Raw genomic sequence first — 18,553 nt, forward strand, 5'->3', positions numbered from 1 at the left:
TATGTCGAGCACAAAGTGATCCATACTTCATCTAGTAAGAATGTCTATCCAGTTAAACTGGCTTTATTGCTTATTTATTTCCTTTAACCTATATTTCTTTGTTATGATTTAGGTAAATATTAACGGAAGTCTAATTTTTAAAAGGATGTTTCATGGCTAACCCCTCAAAAAAAGCAATCGGTAAAGCAGTTCAAGACAAAAATATTATTATAACGGGGGCATCAAGCGGTATTGGTGAGCGTACTGCTTTTTTGCTTAGTGAATGTGGTGCTCATGTCATTTTGTTGGCACGTACTGAAGAGAAGCTAAAAGCGGTTAAAGAAAGTATCGAAGAGCTTGGTGGTAAGGCAAGTTATTATCCTTGTGATTTGACCAATATGGATGCCATTGAAAAAGTTAGCAAGCAAATTTTGGCGGACTTTGGTCACGTTGATGTCTTGGTAAATAATGCCGGTCGCTCGATTCGACGCTCGGTTCACGAATCCACTGAACGTTTCCATGATTTTGAGCGTACCATGGATATTAATTACTTTGGCGCAGTCAAAATCATTCTTGGGTTTTTGCCGACGATGATTGAACGTCAAACGGGTCAAATTGTTAATATTTCATCCATTGGCGTATTGGCAAACAGTCCGCGTTTTGCCGCGTATGTCGCCTCAAAATCGGCCTTGGATGCCTTTAGCCGTTGTCTAGCTGCCGAAGTCAAAGGCGATAATGTGACGATAACCAATATCTTTATGCCATTGGTACGCACGCCGATGATTGAGCCAACTAAGCTTTATCGTTATATGCCAGCGCTTATGCCAGATGAGGCCGCAATGATGGTCGCCAAAGCGATTGTTCATAAACCAAACAGTATTGCCAGTAACATGGGCAAGTTTGCGTCGGCTACTTATTCATTAGCACCAGCGATTAACGTTGGTATTCAATCGATGGGTTATCGCATTTTCCCGAGCACTCGTGCCGCTCAGACCACAGATAAAAAACCAAACCTTGCTCAACGTGCCTTTGCCAGAATCTTACCGGGTGAGCATCACTAGAATAGTATTCTATTAGCGCTAACATAAAATCAAAAAGGATACTTCGGTATCCTTTTTTAGTGCCTTAAAATATTAATAAATAGGTAGGCGGTGGATTTCTATTTAACATAAGGCTCGTTATGGGAAGAAGGACGGTTTCCTAATGAGAACTTAAGCCTTTTGTTACAAGAGATATGTTGATGAACTAACTCATTAAAAAAATGCAGATGTGCTCTTAAGCATATACGTAATGGAAATTAAGACATCCATCATGACTATCTTAATTCCTATTACTGTAAGCTTTATTCCTTGCTTCAATTCTTAGTATTTAGAAAATATTAGAGGGACTTGATATATTTAGTACCAACTTGGCATCAAGCGCTTACCAAGTTAGTACTATATTGGTTTATATCTGCGCCTGCGGATTATTTTTAGCATAACGCCATGACATCAATGCAGTAATAACAAGCACTATTGCAATAAAGCTTAAAGAAGCTGCAATTGGTACATGATAGACCTCAAGTAGAAGCATCTTTATACCAATAAAGGTCATGATTACACCTAGCCCATATGGTAAGTAGTGCATTGTGGCTGCTGCGCCGGCTAATAGAAAGAACATAGCACGTAGACCTAGAATAGCGAATAAGTTGGCGCTTAATACAATGAATGGATCAGTGGTAATAGCAAAAATAGCCGGAATAGAATCAACTGCAAAAATAACATCAGAGATTTCGACTAAAATCAACACTACCAACATAGGTGTCGCCCACAATAGACCGTTTTCACGCACTAAAAACTTTTCGCCTCGCATCGTGGGCGTAATGCGCATATGGCGACGCAGCCATTTTAATAGCTTCATTTCTTCAAGGTCGACAGGTTCGTCATGGCCACCTTTTAAAAACTTATAGCCGGTATAAACCAAAAACGCACCAAATATATAAAGTATCCATGAAAACTCTTGAATGAGCCATGCGCCTGCAAGAATAAAAATAGTACGTAAAACAATAGCGCCTATCACGCCATATAATAGGATACGACGCTGTAATGCAGGTGGAACAGCAAACGCGCCAAAAATCATGAGCCAGACAAACACGTTATCAATCGCTAGTGATTTTTCGATTAAATAACCAGTCACAAACTCTAAAGTTTTTTGGTTAGCAACTGCTGTACCCAAATTTGCATTTAAATACCACCATAATCCGCCTGCGAATAAAGCAGATACACTGACCCAAGCGATACTCCATAGCGCAGCCAATTTAATAGATACAGGTTGGTGTTGATTTTTTACTACGTCTACGTTGGAACTCTCTGGGATATCTTTGTGTTTAAAGCCTAAAAAGTCGATCAGTAACATAACTGCGACTATTACAAAAAAAATGGCATATAGCCAAGGGGTGCCGATGGTTTCCACAATGTTCCTCAAGTATAATAATAGGGGTCGCTATGATATTTAGCTGCAATTGATATGCCGTTATATCAGTGCCAAAGCCCTAAGAAGAAAATCTAATATACAGATTTTATTTCTTTTCATCTACACCAATTTTAGTTTAGAAAAGCTAATGACATATTACTATTTGAACCTATTTAAATGGTAAATAAATCACTAACAAGATAAGGTAAACCAATGCATCAAATGAGTGAATGGGTGCTAGTTATTATGGCAAAGTTTGGCTATCTTGGCATTATATTTGCCATGTTTGCTGAAAATGTTTTTCCACCTATACCTTCTGAGCTAATTATGCCAGCAGCAGGTTTTGCGTCAGCTAAAGGTGATTTAAATATACTATTGGTCATAGCAGCAGGTACATTTGGCAGCGTTTTAGGCGCTCTACCTCTCTACTATCTAGGATCTTTATTCAATGAAGAGCGACTAGTGATTTTTACTAAAAGGTACGGCAAATACGTGTTTATTAAGCCTGAGGATATTTTATCGTCCAATGTTTGGTTTGATAAACATGGTAAAAAAGCGGTTTTTTTTGGTCGCATGGTGCCTGGTATTCGTTCACTAATTTCCATTCCTGCAGGGATGAATAAAATGTCGCTGGTTTCTTTTGTAATATTAACGGCTTTAGGGGCAAGTATTTGGACGACAATATTGACTCTTTCAGGATTTTACTTGGGTAAAAACTATGAGGTCATTGCAGCTATGCTAGCGCCTTACTCTAAGGTTTTCTTATTACTTGCCATAGTCATGATTGTTGTTTGGCTTATTAGACGTCGACTATCTGATCAGCATAATAGTAAAACTGTTTAAAACAAAATCGATTTATGGGGAAAATGACGGTTCTTTACTTTACCGATAGATTCCTCAATATTTTATTTTATGTATACCCCAAGGGAACCAGTGTTTTCACCTTTCAAACCTATTAACAGACCACTTAAAACAGACCGCTATATTGGAACCATTTAGAATAGGCTAGCCAAACACACGCCACATTATCCAAAATAACCCAGCCATAATGATAGCAATGATGAGTAGTCGCTTTGCCCAGTAGGGCAGTAGGGGTTTTTTATAGCCTAAATCATTGAGCTGACCGTCAACGCCTTCTTGTAGGCTTTGGAAGCTTTGCTCCGTTGGTGTGCTTTTTACTTTACTCTTAATCAAGCGCTCAGTATCGTCCTCGGCTTGTTCTCTGTCGAAGCTCATGGCTTGACTAGGAATCCCTTGTTTATTAGCGATACTGTTTAATTTTTGTTGCTGCTGATTTTTGAGAGCAAGCTCGTATGCATCGATGCGAGATTTTGCAGCATCCATACTGATATTTTCGTCAGCGGCTAACGTCTTAATTGCCATGACCAGATTGCCTTTTTCGACCATCATAACAACCGTTTTCGGTAATTTTACTTTGGCAGGTTTTGAGCCTGAATCAGAATCAAACATGACTGTCCTTATTTGAACATGATAATAAGTAGATTGGGGTATTATAACCTTGTTGTACAGTCAAAATTCAAGCAAAAAAATACCGCAGTTATCATCATATCTGCGGTACTGTTATCAATTTTATTTCATTTTAATTTATAGATCTTTCCAGCGTTGGATAGACTCTTTAATGACTTCTTTGGCTTCTTCTACGTCACCCCAAGATTCAACCACCGTTGTACCTGCTTTTTTGAGGTCTTTATAGTGACTGAAATGGAATTCTAGCTGATTGATCAGCTGCTTTGGTAAGTCCGCTAGACTGTTATAAGCATTGCCTGTATCACGGTCGTCAGCAGGTACGACAACTATTTTGTCATCGACTTCGCCATCATCAACGAACTTCATCACACCGATGACTTTCGCTTTTAAGAAAATACCAGTCGGTAAAGGCTGTTCTGTGATGATAAGCGCATCTAACTCGTCGCCATCTTCATCAAGAGTTTGTGGGATAAAACCATAGTTGCAAGGCTTGGCAAAAATCTGTGGGTCAACACGATCAAGCTCAAATACGGCCAACTCGCGATTCCACTCAATTTTATGGCTACTACCAGCTGGGATTTCTACTACGACATTAATAATGCCGCCCTCAACATCGCCTGCGTCCAAAATTTTGTTAAAATCTGCCATAAAATACTCCAATTTGCTTTTGTTATGAATGTTTGAATCGTAAAGGGTTAAAGTCGGCGTATAAGGTTTGTTACTGCGCCCAATTTGTACCGTGTGCGATTATAACAAGTTTGAATCAAATTTTCTCAAAATGCTTAAGTCTAAGCGCGCACGATATTATGCAAAAAAGGATTATGCAAAAAATACCTATTTTGGCGCTAATTCACGCAATGGGATGTCTCCTGCATGACGCTGGGCGATATTGTCGATGAGCTGTTGCGTAAATTGCTCGTAGGTAAGAGTTTTTTTGTCATCGGTAAGCGGTAGGTTATTTGGCTGTATATTGGTCGCTTGGTTCATATTAACAAAATCCGCCAAACGCAACATTTGCATGCCAGCATAACCACAAGGGTTGATAGCATTAAATGCTGATAAATCACAATCTAAATTAATGGCAATACCATGGTAGCTAAAGCCATGCTTGATTTTAAAGCCAAGCGACGCGATTTTGCCAATCATAATGGTATTATCAACTTCTATCTCATCACTAGTAGGAGCGCTGTCCGTTTCTGTAGCCATATCAGCATATAGATAGACACCTGGGGCATCACGGCGGGCACGGGCGCTGATATGGTTGGTGTCAGTTGATGCTGTGCTCTTGAGACAGTCATTGACCACATCCTCAATCGCTTGCTCAGCGTGTGAGACCATATTGCGCACACTCCAGCTGATACTGTCCAAATCAAACAGCCAATACATAACCAGCTGACCATGTCCATGCCATGTTACCTGACCACCGCGATCCGTTTTGATGATAGGCGTATTAGTACGTTGCAGGATATGCTCTTCTTTACCTGCTTGCCCAAGGGTATAAACGTCATTGTGATCGACAATCCATAACTCGTCAGGCGTACGCAGTCCTTGCTCTTTTTTAAGAGAGATACGCTCTAACGTGCGTGATAGCATGGCATCAAGAGTAGCCACATAGTCAGCAGCAGTGAGTGACTTTGTGATGAGATTTTCATTAAGTGGTCGCGTATGAAGCGCCTGCATAGTATTTGGCATGAGAGTGGCTGTCTTATGTTTTTGTTATGTAAAATGGGCTATCTATTGTTAATATTACTGTCATTGAGTGTAGCAGTTTTCATATTGCCGCCCAAATTTTAATTTTAATTATATTGAACTGGAAAAATATAAAAGAATAAAATAGCCACAAAAGGCCACCTTGTAGTGAGCAGATACGCATCGTATACAAACGCATGGGTGCATTAAAGATGCTGTTCATTCAGGAATCAATGGGCTACATTAAATGGTACTAAACAAAAGTAATATCTAAGAAAATGATGTTTTAGCCTTATTCACTACTAGACTTTTTTGCATAGATAACGCTTTTATGAGGATAATAGAGTGATATCAGTGATTCTTAGTGTCTAATAATAGCTATAGAGTCTTAAATTTGACAAAACGTGCTGACTCTCACGTATACGACAAGGAAGATATATGACAGACAGCGATCAAAACAATCAGGTTCAAGCGATGCATCCTAAATACGATGAGCACGAAGGGCTTAGTATTATCAAAACCGTAGCAGATATGCAGTCACAGTTTTCACGCATGCAAAATCTAAGCCGTACTCAGCCTATCAATGATTGGGCAACGCGTAGAGACCAACTCGATAATCTAGAGCTAATGCTGAGTGACAATCAACAGCTACTTGCTAATGCTATCAGTGCTGATTTTGGCTATCGTAGTGAATCAGAAACTCAATTTGCCGAGCTGTTTCCGAGCTTTACGGGTATCAGTCATGCCAAAAAGCACGGTAAGAGGTGGATGAAGGCGCAGCGAGTATCGATTTCAGCACTATATATGCCAGCCCATAATGAGATTTTGCCACAGCCATTAGGTGTGGTTGGTATCATGGTACCTTGGAACTATCCTTTATTCTTGGCGATAGGACCGATGATTGACGCGATTACCGCTGGTAACCGCATCATGGTTAAAATGAGTGAAGCGGCGCCGCAATTTGCGCAAACGTTTGCAGAAACCATTTCACGTTATTTTTCAGCAGATATGGTTTGTGTGGTCATCGGTGAAGTTGAGATTGCAGCGGCTTTTAGTGAGCTGCCTTTTGATCACCTGCTCTATACTGGCTCTACTGCTGTTGGTAAAAAGGTAATGGCAGCGGCAGCACCCAATCTAACACCGGTCACGCTTGAGCTCGGTGGCAAGTCACCAGTCATAGTACTAGAGGGTGCTAACTTAGAAAATGCTGTCAATCGCGTGATGATGGGTAAGACCTTAAATGCTGGTCAAACGTGTATCGCGCCTGACTATGTACTGATTCAGCGCCAACATCATGATGAATTTGTGCATCTGGCAAGAGAGTGGATGGAGAAACACTATCCCAATATTGAAAGCAATCCTGATTACTCGCGCATTATTAATGTTCAGCAGTTCAAGCGTGTTAAAGGCTATTTAGAGAATTTATCCAGTGAAGGTGTATATAGACTCACTGATGCGACGTCTAATCTTGAAACGCGTCTCATGCCACCGGTTATTGTCAGCGAGCCTGCGCCTGAGAGTGATTTGATGCAAAACGAGATATTTGCACCCGTTTTACCGCTCATGCACTATGACACTCTTGATAATGCGATTGCATTTATTAACGCCCGTCCACGACCGTTAGCGCTATATGTCTTCGGTGATAATAGCCGTGATATCGATAAAGTACGCACCAATACGGTATCGGGCGGACTATGTATCAACGAAGTGATTATGCATGTAGCGCAGCATGACTTGCCGTTTGGCGGTGTTGGCGATTCAGGTACAGGCGCTTACCATGGTAAAGCTGGATTTGATCGTTTGAGCCATATGAAACCTATCTTTGTACAATCCAAATTGAATGGGCTAAATATATTGTTACCGCCCTATGGTGGATTATTTAAAAAGGCAATGGCACTGTTTTTGAAATAGTAGTTTAAAATAGTTGCCTTATTGAATAGATAGTATTTATTCACATTTATCCATCAATAGCATCTACTACGGTAGGTGCTATTTTTTTTGTCTAAAGAATCATTTGTTATCAGTGTTATAAATCGCTACACTTTGTGGTAACACTAAACGATAGTTTTGTTTGTTTTAGATAAAAATCAGTAGTAGATGATAGGCTTATTAATTGCTCAGGTAAGGCTAATGACAGCCGCTTTCATAATAAAGATAATAAAGATAATAAATAGGATAACGCCGTGCGCCAATGGATTGCATTTAGCTTATTGCTTGTAAGCTCGCTTTTACTGTCTTTGCCAGTATCAGCTGCTGTGCCAACATGCCAAGCACCGATTAAATTTGGGGCATTGACATGGGAGAGTGGTCAGTTCACAAGCGGTGTATTAAAATATATCATTGAGAGCGGCTATGGCTGTCAGGTAGAGGAGGTGCCGGGAGCAGGTCCTGCACTTGAAACGGCATTGTCGCAAGATGATATCCAAATCATTGGAGAGCAGTGGGTAGGGCGCTCACCCATCATGACACAAGCTATTGAGCAGAATAAAGTCGCTGTTATTGGTGACACGCTTAAGGGCGGTGCAACTCAAGGTTGGTATGTTCCTAAATATGTACTGGACGAAAACCCGGGTCTACGCCGTTATCAAGATCTGCCTAAATACGCTGAGCTGTTTAAAGACCCTGAAAACCCTAGTAAATCACGCTTTATGAACTGTCCATCTGGTTGGACGTGTGAGATTTTTAATACGCGATTGCTGAAAAATACTGGCTTGGAGAGTGATTTTAACAATGCTCATCCCGGCACAGGCGCAGCCCTTGATGCCGAAATTGCCTCTGCTTTTGAGCAGCATAAGCCACTCTTATTTTATTACTGGCAGCCGACAGGTTTGATGGCAAAATACGATTTTGCCGCATTAGAATTTCCAGCCCATGATGATGCCTGCTGGCAAGACTTATTACTTGCTGATGGCACAGCTGATTGCGTGTCTGGATTTCCTGTATCGCCTTTAGGTATCGCTGTATCTACCCCGTTTATCAATGCCAATCCTGAGCTTGCAGATGTTTTCAAAAAAATCCAATTTAGCCCCGCTGAGCTTAATGGTGCTATTTTAGAGATGAGTGAAAGCAAACGTAGCGGGGAGGAGCAAGCCTTTGTTTTTCTGCGTGATAACCCCCAAGTTTGGCAGCAGTGGTTATCGGACGAGGCAGCTACCAACCTTGCAGCTAAATTAGGTATTAGTCTAACAGGCGCTACTATCGTGACTGATAATACAGCTTCTAGCACGAACCTAGCAGACCTATCATCTATCTTCCCTTCATGGTCACTTGAATCTCCACTGAATAACACCTTAGCCAGCGTCGTTCGCAATCATGGCGACGTATTCCGTACGATCAGTACCGTCGCCTTAACGTATTTATTGCTTCCTATTGAGCGCCTATTAACGCTTATCCCACCATGGCTAATTATTGCCCTTGTGACGGTATTGGCATGGTTTGCTGTACGTAAAATTTGGTTTGCCTTAGCATGTGGTGCTGGGTTGTTCTTGATTGGGGCATTTGGTTTATGGGGCGCATTGATTGATACCTTGGCATTGCTCATCGTTTCAGTATGGGTAACGGTGGTTATTGGTATTCCTATCGGCATTGCCATGTCAGGAAGTAAGCTATTGCGTAAGATTGTGACGCCTGTATTAGATGTGATGCAAACCATGCCAAGCTTTGTTTATCTGATACCGGTACTGATGCTATTTGGTATTGGTAAAGTGCCAGCGCTGTTTGCCACCATTATTTATGCATTACCGCCGCTTATTCGTCTGACGACCTTGGGTATTACTCAAGTGAATCATGAAATGGTGGAAGCAGGACGCTCGTTTGGCAGTACGCATCTGCAATTGCTTATTTGGATTAAGCTACCACAAGCGCTGCCCAGTATCATGGCAGGGGTGAATCAAGCCGTCATGATGTCACTGTCTATGGTGGTATTGGCGTCCATGATCGGAGCGCCAGGTCTTGGTGAAGATGTATTGCAATCTATTCAAACGCTCAATATTGGCCAAGGCTTACAAGCAGGTACGGCGATTGTCATTGTGGCGATTATCATTGACCGCATTACTCAGGCGTTTGGGCAAGGTAAGCGTGCGCGCCAAAAAACCATTGAAGCTGGTAGACGCCCGATTGGTTAACGATTATTTGCAGACATAATAATGCCTTGTGTCGGTTTTAAAATAACTCAACTACATCAATCAATCTTAATAGATAACAATTCTAAAAATAAAAACAAAGAGAACGACAATGAATCATATTCAGCTAGAAAATATCAGTAAGATATATAACGCCAGTCACGCACAAGCAAAAATGGCATTGGCATTGCTGGCTGAGGGTATGGATAGTATTGCGGTAAAAGAGCAAACCGGCTATTCGGTCGGGCTTTATGATATTAATTTGGCGGTCAAAGCAGGCGAGCTGCATTGTATTATGGGGTTGTCAGGCTCCGGCAAGTCAACCTTGATACGTCATATCAATCGTCTGATTGATCCAACCAGTGGCAAGATATTGGTAAATACAGATATCAATGCTAAAAACTCTGTGAATAAAATAGTATCTAACTCAGTAGTTACAAATAAAGATGCCTTGCCAATAGAGAAAGGAGAACCATCTTCTGCTATTAATATCTTAGCGCTCAATGATAAAGAGCTTCAGCACTATCGTCAGCAAACGGTCAGTATGGTATTTCAGCATTTTGGTCTGGTACCTCATATGACCGTCATTCAAAACGTCGCCTATGGCTTGCGGGTGCGAAAAATGAGTATCAAGGAGCGTCATGAGGTGGCTCGGCACTGGCTGAATGAAGTTGGTCTATCCAATCTAGAGCGTAGCTATCCCGATGAGCTGTCAGGTGGCATGCAGCAACGCGTTGGGCTGGCACGTGCTTTGGCAATGGACAATCCTATATTGCTCATGGATGAAGCCTTTTCGGCGCTCGATCCTTTGATTCGCGCTCAACTACAGGATCAATTATTAGAGCTACAAGCACGATTGAATAAGACGATCGTGTTTATCACCCATGATATTGATGAAGCTATCAAGGTAGGTCAGCGTATTAGTATTTTGAATGGTGGACGTTTGGTGCAAACAGGCACACCAAGCGACTTACGTCATAATCCCACTGACGAATATGTAGCTAGATTTATGGGTGCTAAGCACTAGGTGTATATAGTCGATTCATTTTAAAAGCGATACAGTGCTATTGGCTATAAATTTTTTGCAGCCTCTGTCACGCCTGCGAATAGCAAGCAAGAAAAAATTATAGCCAATAGCACGTTATTACAATCGTATCGCTTTTATTTTGAACTGACTATATAGCGACTTATGTCATCGTTATTATTTTCTAAAAGGTAGGTTTTTGCTAAAGTAATCTATCACTCTACTATTTCCATGCTGTTAAAAAAGTGTAGCAGCATCTCTTTTACTATTAAAGAAAACTCCATTATCAGTATATACTATTAAGATAGTCTAATATGGAAGTCATATTTAAAGCATGTCATATCTTTATCTAAGCTAAAGCCACTATAGGTACAGGTACAGGTACAGATACAGATACAGATACAGATACAGCATTAGGTTTCAACTCTAGCCTCACACTCTATTTATATTTTGTCTTATAGCTTTTACTAAGCCTGACTCACCCTTTTACAGTATGTTTATCGCTCCAAAACCTTTACTCATTCACTTTAACTAATAGCGCAAGAAGATCATAAGCTGCCCTATAACCTTTAGCTTATGGTCGTAAGACTTCGTCAAAAGGATCTCTCATGCCACATAAAAAAAACCATCATGACGCGAATAATCATAATACTAATAGTCATGAAAATAAGAACGCTAATGATTTAGCGACAGTCTCACCGCATGCGGTGTCACATTGGTTAAAGAATATCAGTGCGTTTGGTGTCACGACGGTCTTGAGTGCCGGTATATTGGTAGCGTGTGGACAGATGAGTAGTGCAGAGAATAACGTCAGTAGTAGCACAAGCAAGCAAAATAGCGGGGTAAAAAGCTCACGTGATATGTTGCCATCCGATATGCTCAAAACAATGCAAGCATTGCCGCAGTTGACTAAAGGTTTGGGCAAAAATGGCGCTGCTGTGATTGACCCTAATAAACCCACCTTGGTTAAGTTTTGGGCGAGCTGGTGCCCATTATGCTTAGGGACTCTAGCAGAAACTGAAGAATGGCGCACGGATTCTAAATTTTCTGGTTTAAATGTCGTCACTGTGGCAAGTCCCGGTCATCTGAATGAAAAAGCCGATGGCGAATTCAGCACTTGGTATGCTGGCGTGCAAGCCGATTACCCTAAGCTTCCCGTATTGATTGATGCCTCAGGTGAGCTGATTAATACGCTTGGCGTACAGGTTTATCCAAGCTGGGCAATACTCGATAAAAACGGTAATTTGGTGCATTTGGTCAAAGGTAATATGTCAGCAGAGCAAGCCTATGCCCTTGCTGAGAATGCCAGTAATGATTTTGCTGAACTCAAAGCTGGTAGTGCTAAGCCTGCAAATGTACAAACATTAGATAACAACAGTAAAATTGAGACTATTAAGCAAAATGATGGCGTTTATTATAATGACAAAGGTAAGGCGATTAATACCCGCTCAATCTATCTAGCAGGTGGCTGTTTCTGGGGCGTAGAAGCCTATATGGAGCGAGTCGACGGTGTCGTAGATGCTGTATCAGGTTATGCCAATGGCGACACAGTCAACCCAAGCTATGAGCAAGTAATCCGTGGTTCAGGGCATGCCGAAGCAGTCAAAGTCACTTATGATGCTGATAAAACGGATCTTGATACGATTTTAAAATACTATTTCCGCGTGGTTGATCCAACCAGCTTAAACAAGCAAGGTAATGATCGCGGTGTACAGTATCGTTCAGGCGTTTATTACAGGGACAAAGCAGATAAAGCGGTAGTTGATGCTGCAATTAAGCGTGTACAAAGCCAATATAAGCAAAAGGTAGTCGTTGAAAACAAAATATTGGACAACTTTTACTTAGCTGAGATGTATCATCAAGATTATCTAGCGAAAAATCCGAATGGCTATTGCCATGTTGATTTAAGCCTTGCTGATGACAAGCCTGAAGACACGGCACGTACTAAGCTTGCACCAGTAACTACTGTCGCTGAGACGTTAGATCCTAAGCGTTATGCTGGGTTTGATAAAGGCGCGCTAAAAAATACTTTGACCAAAGCGCAATATGATATTACTCAAGATGCAGGCACTGAGCGGGCGTTCAGTCATGAATATGATAACTTGTTTGCACCCGGTGTCTATGTCGATGTGGTCAGCGGTGAGCCTTTATTCTTATCAACCGATAAATATGCCTCAGGCTGCGGTTGGCCAAGTTTTACCAAGCCAATTGATAAGCAAGTGATTACTCAGCATGACGATACGGCATTTAATATGGTACGTACTGAGATTCGTTCACGAGTGGCGGATTCGCATCTGGGTCATGTGTTCCCTGATGGTCCAAAAGACCGTGGCGGTCTGCGTTATTGCATCAATGGCGGGGCATTGCAGTTTATCCCAGTCAGTGTGATGCCTCAGTCAGGCTATGCGCCATTGGTCAAACTGGTCAAACCTGCGAAACCTTAGTAAATAACATGGTTTAATAATTTTATAAAAAAGACGTTAAGAGTATTCTTAGCGTCTTTTTTATAGGTGATAGGCGGCTAATCATGTGATGAATACTGCTATGAATCGTAGTAATTTTGCTGCAATCCATAGTGAACTCTGAAAAATAACCTAAATTTCGTTATACTCAGACGCTTATGATTGTTATATCAGTAATATATATAGTCAAAATACTCTAGAAACGCTACGGTACTGCTGGTACAAATTTTTTGCAGCCTCTGTCTGCGTAGGCACAGCAAGCAAGAAAAATTGATACCAGCAGTACATAATGTGTCGATATTACTTTTCATTGACTATATCGTTATGTCCATCTATTTGTCGATTGCTTCGTTTAGCGATTTTTCATTTTTGTATTTAAGGCTGTAACATGACCGTTACCCATATTACCCATACTTCTACTACTTTTGAGCCTATTATTACCTCGTTACTTGATAACGACTTGTACAAATTTACGATGCTACAAGCCATGCTACATCAGTTTCCTCAGACCCATGGTGTCTACCGCTTTCGCTGCCGTAATAACAAAGATGCCGCTTATCCACTTTCTGATATCAAAGAGCAATTAGAGCAGCAACTAGACAGCTTATGTGAATTGCGATTTTTAGAAGATGAACTAGAATACTTACGTGGCTTGCGCTTTATGCGTTCAGACTTCGTTGATTACTTGGAATTATTTAAATTAAAACGTCGTTTTATCACGGTGACTACCGATGACAAAGGTCGCCTATTTATCGATATCGAAGGTCCGATGATTCAGGCGATGTTCTTCGAAGTATTCGTACTAGCCATTGTCAACGAGCTATATTTTAAAGTATTAACGGATGCAAGTGTGCTTGAAGAAGGGCAGCGCCGCTTAGAGAAGAAAGTGGAGTTGTTACATCGTTATGCTGCCGAACAAGCAGGCAATAGCCGTGATATTCCTCCTTTTATCGTTGCTGATTTTGGTACACGTAGACGGTTTAATAAAGACTGGCAAGCTCATGTGGTTGAGACTTTGCACAAAGCTGAGCCAAATATAGTGGGCGGCACGTCCAACGTTTATTTGGCAAAAAATCTTGGCATGACGCCCATTGGTACGATGGCACATGAGTTTATGCAGGCATTTCAGGCACTGGATGTGCGCTTACGTGACTCACAAAAAGCCGCACTTGAAGCTTGGGTACATGAATACCGCGGTGATTTGGGTATTGCGCTGACTGACGTCGTCGGCATGGATGCTTTCTTACGCGATTTTGACTTGTATTTTGCCAAGCTTTTTGATGGTCTGCGTCATGATAGCGGCGACCCGTATCTTTGGGGTGATAAGGCGATTGCTCATTATCAAAAGCTAAAAATAGATCCAAGAACCAAAGTGTTAACTTTTAGTGATGGCTTGGATCTGAATAAGGCGTGGGATTTGCATCAGTATTTTAAAGGTCAAATCAAAACCAGCTTTGGTATTGGCACCAATCTCACCAACGATATGGGCATCACGCCATTGAATATTGTTCTGAAATTGGTTGAATGCAACGGTCAGCCAGTGGCTAAACTGTCTGATAGTCCAGGCAAGACAATGATCAATAATGATACCTATCTTGCCTATCTGCGCCAAGTGTTTGAAGTTGACGAGCCTGAATAGCTTTCATTAAAAGCCATTTAGGCACGACAAAACGGCTATTTAGCTCTCGCTTGCAACCGTTTTGTTTTCTTCAGAGAATGCGGCATCTAAAGCTTGTTGTACTGCGTTAATACGAGTCTCGCAAATGTGATAAGCGGCAATCGATTCTTCAACAGTGGTCATGAGATTATCAATATCAGGCTCATCTTGTTGCTGCAATTCAGCAGCATTGGTTTTTAAGATATCGTAGGCCGCCTTAAAAGTTTTTGGGGCGGCTTTTTTGCGTTTACGTATAGGGGTAGTCATAAGGTTTCCTAATATCTAAAGTAAAAGTAATAAATAATCGTGAAATATTATTATGGGGTTAAGTGGAAGCTTCTGTAAATTCTGTGGGCTTCTTATCCATTTTAATGTCAATGATTTGTGCTTTTGCTTTACCGTCTTTTAGGACGATATGAATGGTCTGCTCCGGGTAAAGCTGGTTGCTACTGGTCAGTATTCGTTGGTCCTGTTCATCAGTCAGCATGCTATAGCCTTGCTTAAGCACGCGAGACGGTCGATGCAAGAGTACAATATCACGCAGATGTGCGCTATCACGCTGCGCTTGTATTAACTGCTGCTGAGCACTTTGCATAATAATTTTCTGATGATTTTTACTATAAGTAGAGGCGAGTGAAAGTTGTTGATAAGCAGAGGCTTGAGTCTGTATATGCAGCTCGCTTGCTTGTCTGGCAGCTTGTTTCACTTGACGATGTGCACTTTGTTGGATACTACGCCACGCATAAGCACTGTCTTTTTGTAGTGCCGTTAATTGACCAATGGTTTGCGATTGTATTTGGCTCAATTGGCGCGCAGTTTGTTGTTCAGCGGTATTTAATTGACGCTGCGCTGCTTGTTTGATTTGCATTTGATATTGCAGTGTCTGAGTGACCAGCTGTGCTAAATGTGCCATGATAGCCGCAATGACTTTTGATGGCGTATCAAAGCTAGTATGAGCCACTTCATCTAAGATAACTTTGTCACGCTCATGACCAATCCCAACCCAAACAGGGACAGGTTGCTCAGCGACTAAAGCAGCAAGCTCATAATCATTAAGGTAAGCCAAATCACCAACAGCGCCGCCACCACGGATAATTACTAATAAATCTGGAAGGCGCTGATAAGTATTTTCAAATTGCTGCTGAGCACTGATGATTGCTTGACGAATCTCCGCTGGGGCATGATTACCTTGAAAAGTGGCGTTATGATAATGGAAATGACAAGCGCCTGTACTAGCGAGTCTGTTGGCGTCCGCTTGAAAATCGCCTAGCCCTGCGGCTTTTTCAGGAGCGATGACCAACACCTGCTCGATATCAAACGGAGTTGGCAACTGCTGATTCAGGTTTAATAATCCTTCACCTGCCAAGCGGTCAACCATCTCAGCATATTGACGCGCTAAATCGCCTAACGTATAGCTTGGGTCAATATCTTCAATGGTGAGAGAGAAGCCGTATTGCGCATGGAAACCTGCCGATACCTTTAATAAAACCGTCAAATCGCGATCCAGTGGCATACCCGTTGCGCGCTCAAACTTGGCTAAAACCCGCGCCGCTTTAAAGCGCCAAAGGTTACCACGGCAGCTGGCAATGACTTTGCCGTCGTCATCTTTTTCTGCCAATTCAAAATAATAATGCCCACCTTTGCTAGATAAATTTCGTATCTCAGCTTTGACCCAAACACGGTGATTAAAAGTTTGCTTGATCACCATATCGACCGCTGATAAGTAATCACTAAGGCGCAGGACAGTATCTTCTAAGTTATTTTCTACACTGTTTTCTTGTTCTGCCAATTCCGCCTCCAAGGTCGCTAAATCTTTGGCAGGCGCTAATACTTTAATTTGCTTGGTATTTGACAGGTTGGGTTTGCGCATAATAATAGACCAAAGATAGTGAGGGCTTAGAGACCAGCTAGGTGAGGTAAAAGATAAGATAAGGTAGTTTAACCTAAAAGCCTCTACACAAAAAGCAAAGCCAACAAGCAGCGATTGATATTATATCTTTATCGCAAGCTTATTGGCTTTAAGTTATCGCTAATACACTACATATATAACTGCAGCTTTATGACATAACCTACTGACAGCGGAAACTGATCATATACTCATAGTCATCATCACGTGATAAATTTGGTGAGCCTGTGCCAAGAATAGTACCGAGCACGGCACTCGCTTGACCAATCATACGCCCTGTACTCTCATTTAAGATGCCATTATATTTCACTTGATCCTCAACGATAATTACTTGTTTGCCTCGGCAAGTAGTCTTAGCACTATCTAGTGCGTTTTGCTGAGCTTTTATCTTGGTCTTGGCAATACCAGTTGTTTCATAAATAGAGTTGGCACGTTGAATAACGGGCGATGAAGGCGTGGTTTGACAGGCACTCAAAGTGAGGGCAGCGACTAAGGTGGCTGCTAAGGTAGCCGTTTTATTAAAAGTCTTCATAAGTATTTCCTAATTCCGATAAAGTAAAAATGAAAGCATGAACTTAAAAGTGACACACAAATACGTTAAAGCTTTTATCAAACGATGAATTTACCCTATTGATATATTGAGTGTCTAGACGGTTATTGTGTTCGATATTGCGCTTGTATTACCTACCGAAATAGACAGCTATAAAGGTGCGCTAAGTTTGCCCAAAAGTCATAAGTAATGTCTGTCTGAAGCAATATCTGTCTGCTATATTTTTTTGACAATTTTCTATGATTAATAGTAAAAATTCGACAGATAGCGGCAATACACAGCAAATCACTTGAAATATAAACCATATCTAGGATAATTGAGCTATTCATTCTTAACTAATAAGTATTATATGCAATTGATTCCCGCTCCTGCTGGCGTGTTAGAAGTTGACGCGCTTTGGCAACAAGACAATTCTAATGATCCAAATACGGATACCGTTGCGCTGCTTTGCCATCCCAATCCGTTGTTCGATGGCACGATGAATAATAAAGTGGTGACGACCATGTACCGCTTTGCTCGTGATAATGGTATGCACGTGGTACGTTTTAACTTTCGTGGTGTTGGACAATCGACCGGTGAGCATGATTATGCTGATGGGGAAGTAGTTGATGCAATGACCGTGCTACAATGGATTGCTGAGCAAACTCCGGCACGCAAATTGTGGCTTGGCGGCTTCTCTTTTGGTGGTTATGTGACAGCGCGTGTGGCTGAGCAAGTATTGGTATCACCTCATATATGGGGACTGGATGATTTTGAAATATCTAAGATTGCTCTCATTGCTCCCTCAGTCGAAAAAAATGACAGCAGTGATATAGACTTACCTGCTGATAAAACCTTTGAGATTTATGGTAATGCAGATGAAGTCATCGACCCTGATAATATGCAAGAATTTGCTGATCGACTGGGCATTCCTGTGAGCGTTGTTGATGGCGCAGGACACTTTTTCCATGGGCGCTTGTCTGAGCTGAAAAAGCTTTTGGAGCAGCATACGTATAACGGCGACATATAGTATTAGCTACAGATCGCTTGATACTCTTTAAGCTACCTAAAATAGCTTTGCGCTAATCAGTATTGTTAAGAGTTAACGGATTATTTTTACAACCTTAAGCTGTGTTAACCTAAAGAATGGTTGTGATAAGCCATTCTGATAAACCAGTTGCTACTATCTCAGTGTAAAAATCATAAGTTAGTAGCGATTGTCGGTATTAATACTTTATTCTGATATT

15 protein-coding genes are annotated in these 18,553 nt (G+C 41.4%); 8 read left to right on the top strand and 7 right to left on the bottom strand.

All coding sequences use genetic code 11. The annotated features are described in order from the left end of the window. The first annotated feature begins 152 nt into the window (after positions 1–152). Positions 153–1,040: an SDR family NAD(P)-dependent oxidoreductase gene (locus PCRYO_RS05555; RefSeq protein WP_011513416.1), complete on the top strand. Its 888-nt coding sequence runs from the start codon at positions 153–155 to the stop codon at positions 1,038–1,040. 385 nt (positions 1,041–1,425) lie between these two features. Here PCRYO_RS05555 and PCRYO_RS05560 read toward each other — a convergent pair whose 3' ends face one another. After that, positions 1,426–2,430 (bottom strand): TerC family protein, encoded by a 1,005-nt coding sequence (locus PCRYO_RS05560; protein WP_041753064.1) that lies wholly within the window; start codon positions 2,428–2,430, stop codon positions 1,426–1,428. A 213-nt stretch (positions 2,431–2,643) separates the two neighbouring features. Here PCRYO_RS05560 and PCRYO_RS05565 point away from each other — a divergent pair, with 213 nt between their 5' ends. Further along, entirely contained in the window at positions 2,644–3,273 is a 630-nt protein-coding gene (locus tag PCRYO_RS05565; RefSeq protein ID WP_041753066.1) for a DedA family protein, read from the top strand. Between the two features lie 162 nt (positions 3,274–3,435). On the opposite strand, the gene PCRYO_RS05570 is transcribed toward PCRYO_RS05565, so the two are convergent. The 3 genes from PCRYO_RS05570 to lipB form a co-directional block, all read right to left on the bottom strand. After that, on the bottom strand, positions 3,436–3,900 hold the full coding sequence (locus tag PCRYO_RS05570; RefSeq protein WP_011513419.1) for a hypothetical protein: 465 nt from the start codon (positions 3,898–3,900) through the stop codon (positions 3,436–3,438). Between the two features lie 135 nt (positions 3,901–4,035). Beyond that, on the bottom strand, positions 4,036–4,566 hold the full coding sequence (locus PCRYO_RS05575; RefSeq protein ID WP_011513420.1) for an inorganic diphosphatase: 531 nt from the start codon (positions 4,564–4,566) through the stop codon (positions 4,036–4,038). Positions 4,567–4,752: 186 nt separating this feature from the next. Beyond that, positions 4,753–5,610, bottom strand: a complete 858-nt coding sequence (lipB, locus tag PCRYO_RS05580; RefSeq protein ID WP_011513421.1) for a lipoyl(octanoyl) transferase LipB — start codon at positions 5,608–5,610, stop codon at positions 4,753–4,755. 435 nt (positions 5,611–6,045) lie between these two features. Here lipB and PCRYO_RS05585 point away from each other — a divergent pair, with 435 nt between their 5' ends. The 5 genes from PCRYO_RS05585 (at position 6,046) to pncB (ending at position 14,853) form a co-directional block, all read left to right on the top strand. Continuing rightward, complete coding sequence (locus tag PCRYO_RS05585; protein WP_011513422.1) at positions 6,046–7,518, top strand: coniferyl aldehyde dehydrogenase; 1,473 nt, start codon at positions 6,046–6,048, stop codon at positions 7,516–7,518. 272 nt (positions 7,519–7,790) lie between these two features. Beyond that, positions 7,791–9,731 (top strand): glycine betaine ABC transporter substrate-binding protein, encoded by a 1,941-nt coding sequence (locus PCRYO_RS05590; protein ID WP_011513423.1) that lies wholly within the window; start codon positions 7,791–7,793, stop codon positions 9,729–9,731. A 109-nt stretch (positions 9,732–9,840) separates the two neighbouring features. Beyond that, positions 9,841–10,755: an ATP-binding cassette domain-containing protein gene (locus PCRYO_RS05595; RefSeq protein WP_011513424.1), complete on the top strand. Its 915-nt coding sequence runs from the start codon at positions 9,841–9,843 to the stop codon at positions 10,753–10,755. 605 nt (positions 10,756–11,360) lie between these two features. Continuing rightward, positions 11,361–13,196 (top strand): bifunctional peptide-methionine (S)-S-oxide reductase MsrA/peptide-methionine (R)-S-oxide reductase MsrB, encoded by a 1,836-nt coding sequence (gene msrAB, locus PCRYO_RS05600; RefSeq protein WP_011513425.1) that lies wholly within the window; start codon positions 11,361–11,363, stop codon positions 13,194–13,196. A gap of 406 nt (positions 13,197–13,602) precedes the next feature. Beyond that, positions 13,603–14,853, top strand: a complete 1,251-nt coding sequence (gene pncB / locus PCRYO_RS05605) for a nicotinate phosphoribosyltransferase (RefSeq protein WP_011513426.1) — start codon at positions 13,603–13,605, stop codon at positions 14,851–14,853. 39 nt (positions 14,854–14,892) lie between these two features. Here pncB and xseB read toward each other — a convergent pair whose 3' ends face one another. From xseB to PCRYO_RS05620, 3 genes are all read right to left on the bottom strand, one after another. After that, positions 14,893–15,138, bottom strand: coding sequence for an exodeoxyribonuclease VII small subunit (xseB, locus tag PCRYO_RS05610; protein ID WP_011513427.1), 246 nt, complete (start codon positions 15,136–15,138; stop codon positions 14,893–14,895). Positions 15,139–15,196: 58 nt separating this feature from the next. After that, positions 15,197–16,741, bottom strand: coding sequence for an exodeoxyribonuclease VII large subunit (xseA, locus tag PCRYO_RS05615; RefSeq protein ID WP_011513428.1), 1,545 nt, complete (start codon positions 16,739–16,741; stop codon positions 15,197–15,199). Positions 16,742–16,940: 199 nt separating this feature from the next. Further along, positions 16,941–17,309: a hypothetical protein gene (locus PCRYO_RS05620; protein ID WP_011513429.1), complete on the bottom strand. Its 369-nt coding sequence runs from the start codon at positions 17,307–17,309 to the stop codon at positions 16,941–16,943. Positions 17,310–17,676: 367 nt separating this feature from the next. On the opposite strand from PCRYO_RS05620, the gene PCRYO_RS05625 reads away from it, so the two are divergent. Next, on the top strand, positions 17,677–18,336 hold the full coding sequence (locus PCRYO_RS05625) for an alpha/beta hydrolase (RefSeq protein ID WP_011513430.1): 660 nt from the start codon (positions 17,677–17,679) through the stop codon (positions 18,334–18,336). Positions 18,337–18,553: the final 217 nt, after the last annotated feature.

The organism is Psychrobacter cryohalolentis K5 (genome assembly GCF_000013905.1).
Lineage (GTDB): Bacteria > Pseudomonadota > Gammaproteobacteria > Pseudomonadales > Moraxellaceae > Psychrobacter > Psychrobacter cryohalolentis.

Coding starts and splice junctions, on each gene's coding strand:
- PCRYO_RS05555 (WP_011513416.1), top strand. CDS start 153: ATGGCTAACCCCTCAAAAAAAGCAATCGGTAAAGCAGTTCAAGACAAA.
- PCRYO_RS05565 (WP_041753066.1), top strand. CDS start 2,644: ATGCATCAAATGAGTGAATGGGTGCTAGTTATTATGGCAAAGTTTGGC.
- PCRYO_RS05570 (WP_011513419.1), bottom strand. CDS start 3,900: ATGTTTGATTCTGATTCAGGCTCAAAACCTGCCAAAGTAAAATTACCG.
- PCRYO_RS05575 (WP_011513420.1), bottom strand. CDS start 4,566: ATGGCAGATTTTAACAAAATTTTGGACGCAGGCGATGTTGAGGGCGGC.
- lipB (WP_011513421.1), bottom strand. CDS start 5,610: ATGCCAAATACTATGCAGGCGCTTCATACGCGACCACTTAATGAAAAT.
- PCRYO_RS05585 (WP_011513422.1), top strand. CDS start 6,046: ATGACAGACAGCGATCAAAACAATCAGGTTCAAGCGATGCATCCTAAA.
- PCRYO_RS05595 (WP_011513424.1), top strand. CDS start 9,841: ATGAATCATATTCAGCTAGAAAATATCAGTAAGATATATAACGCCAGT.
- msrAB (WP_011513425.1), top strand. CDS start 11,361: ATGCCACATAAAAAAAACCATCATGACGCGAATAATCATAATACTAAT.
- pncB (WP_011513426.1), top strand. CDS start 13,603: ATGACCGTTACCCATATTACCCATACTTCTACTACTTTTGAGCCTATT.
- xseB (WP_011513427.1), bottom strand. CDS start 15,138: ATGACTACCCCTATACGTAAACGCAAAAAAGCCGCCCCAAAAACTTTT.
- xseA (WP_011513428.1), bottom strand. CDS start 16,741: ATGCGCAAACCCAACCTGTCAAATACCAAGCAAATTAAAGTATTAGCG.
- PCRYO_RS05620 (WP_011513429.1), bottom strand. CDS start 17,309: ATGAAGACTTTTAATAAAACGGCTACCTTAGCAGCCACCTTAGTCGCT.
- PCRYO_RS05625 (WP_011513430.1), top strand. CDS start 17,677: ATGCAATTGATTCCCGCTCCTGCTGGCGTGTTAGAAGTTGACGCGCTT.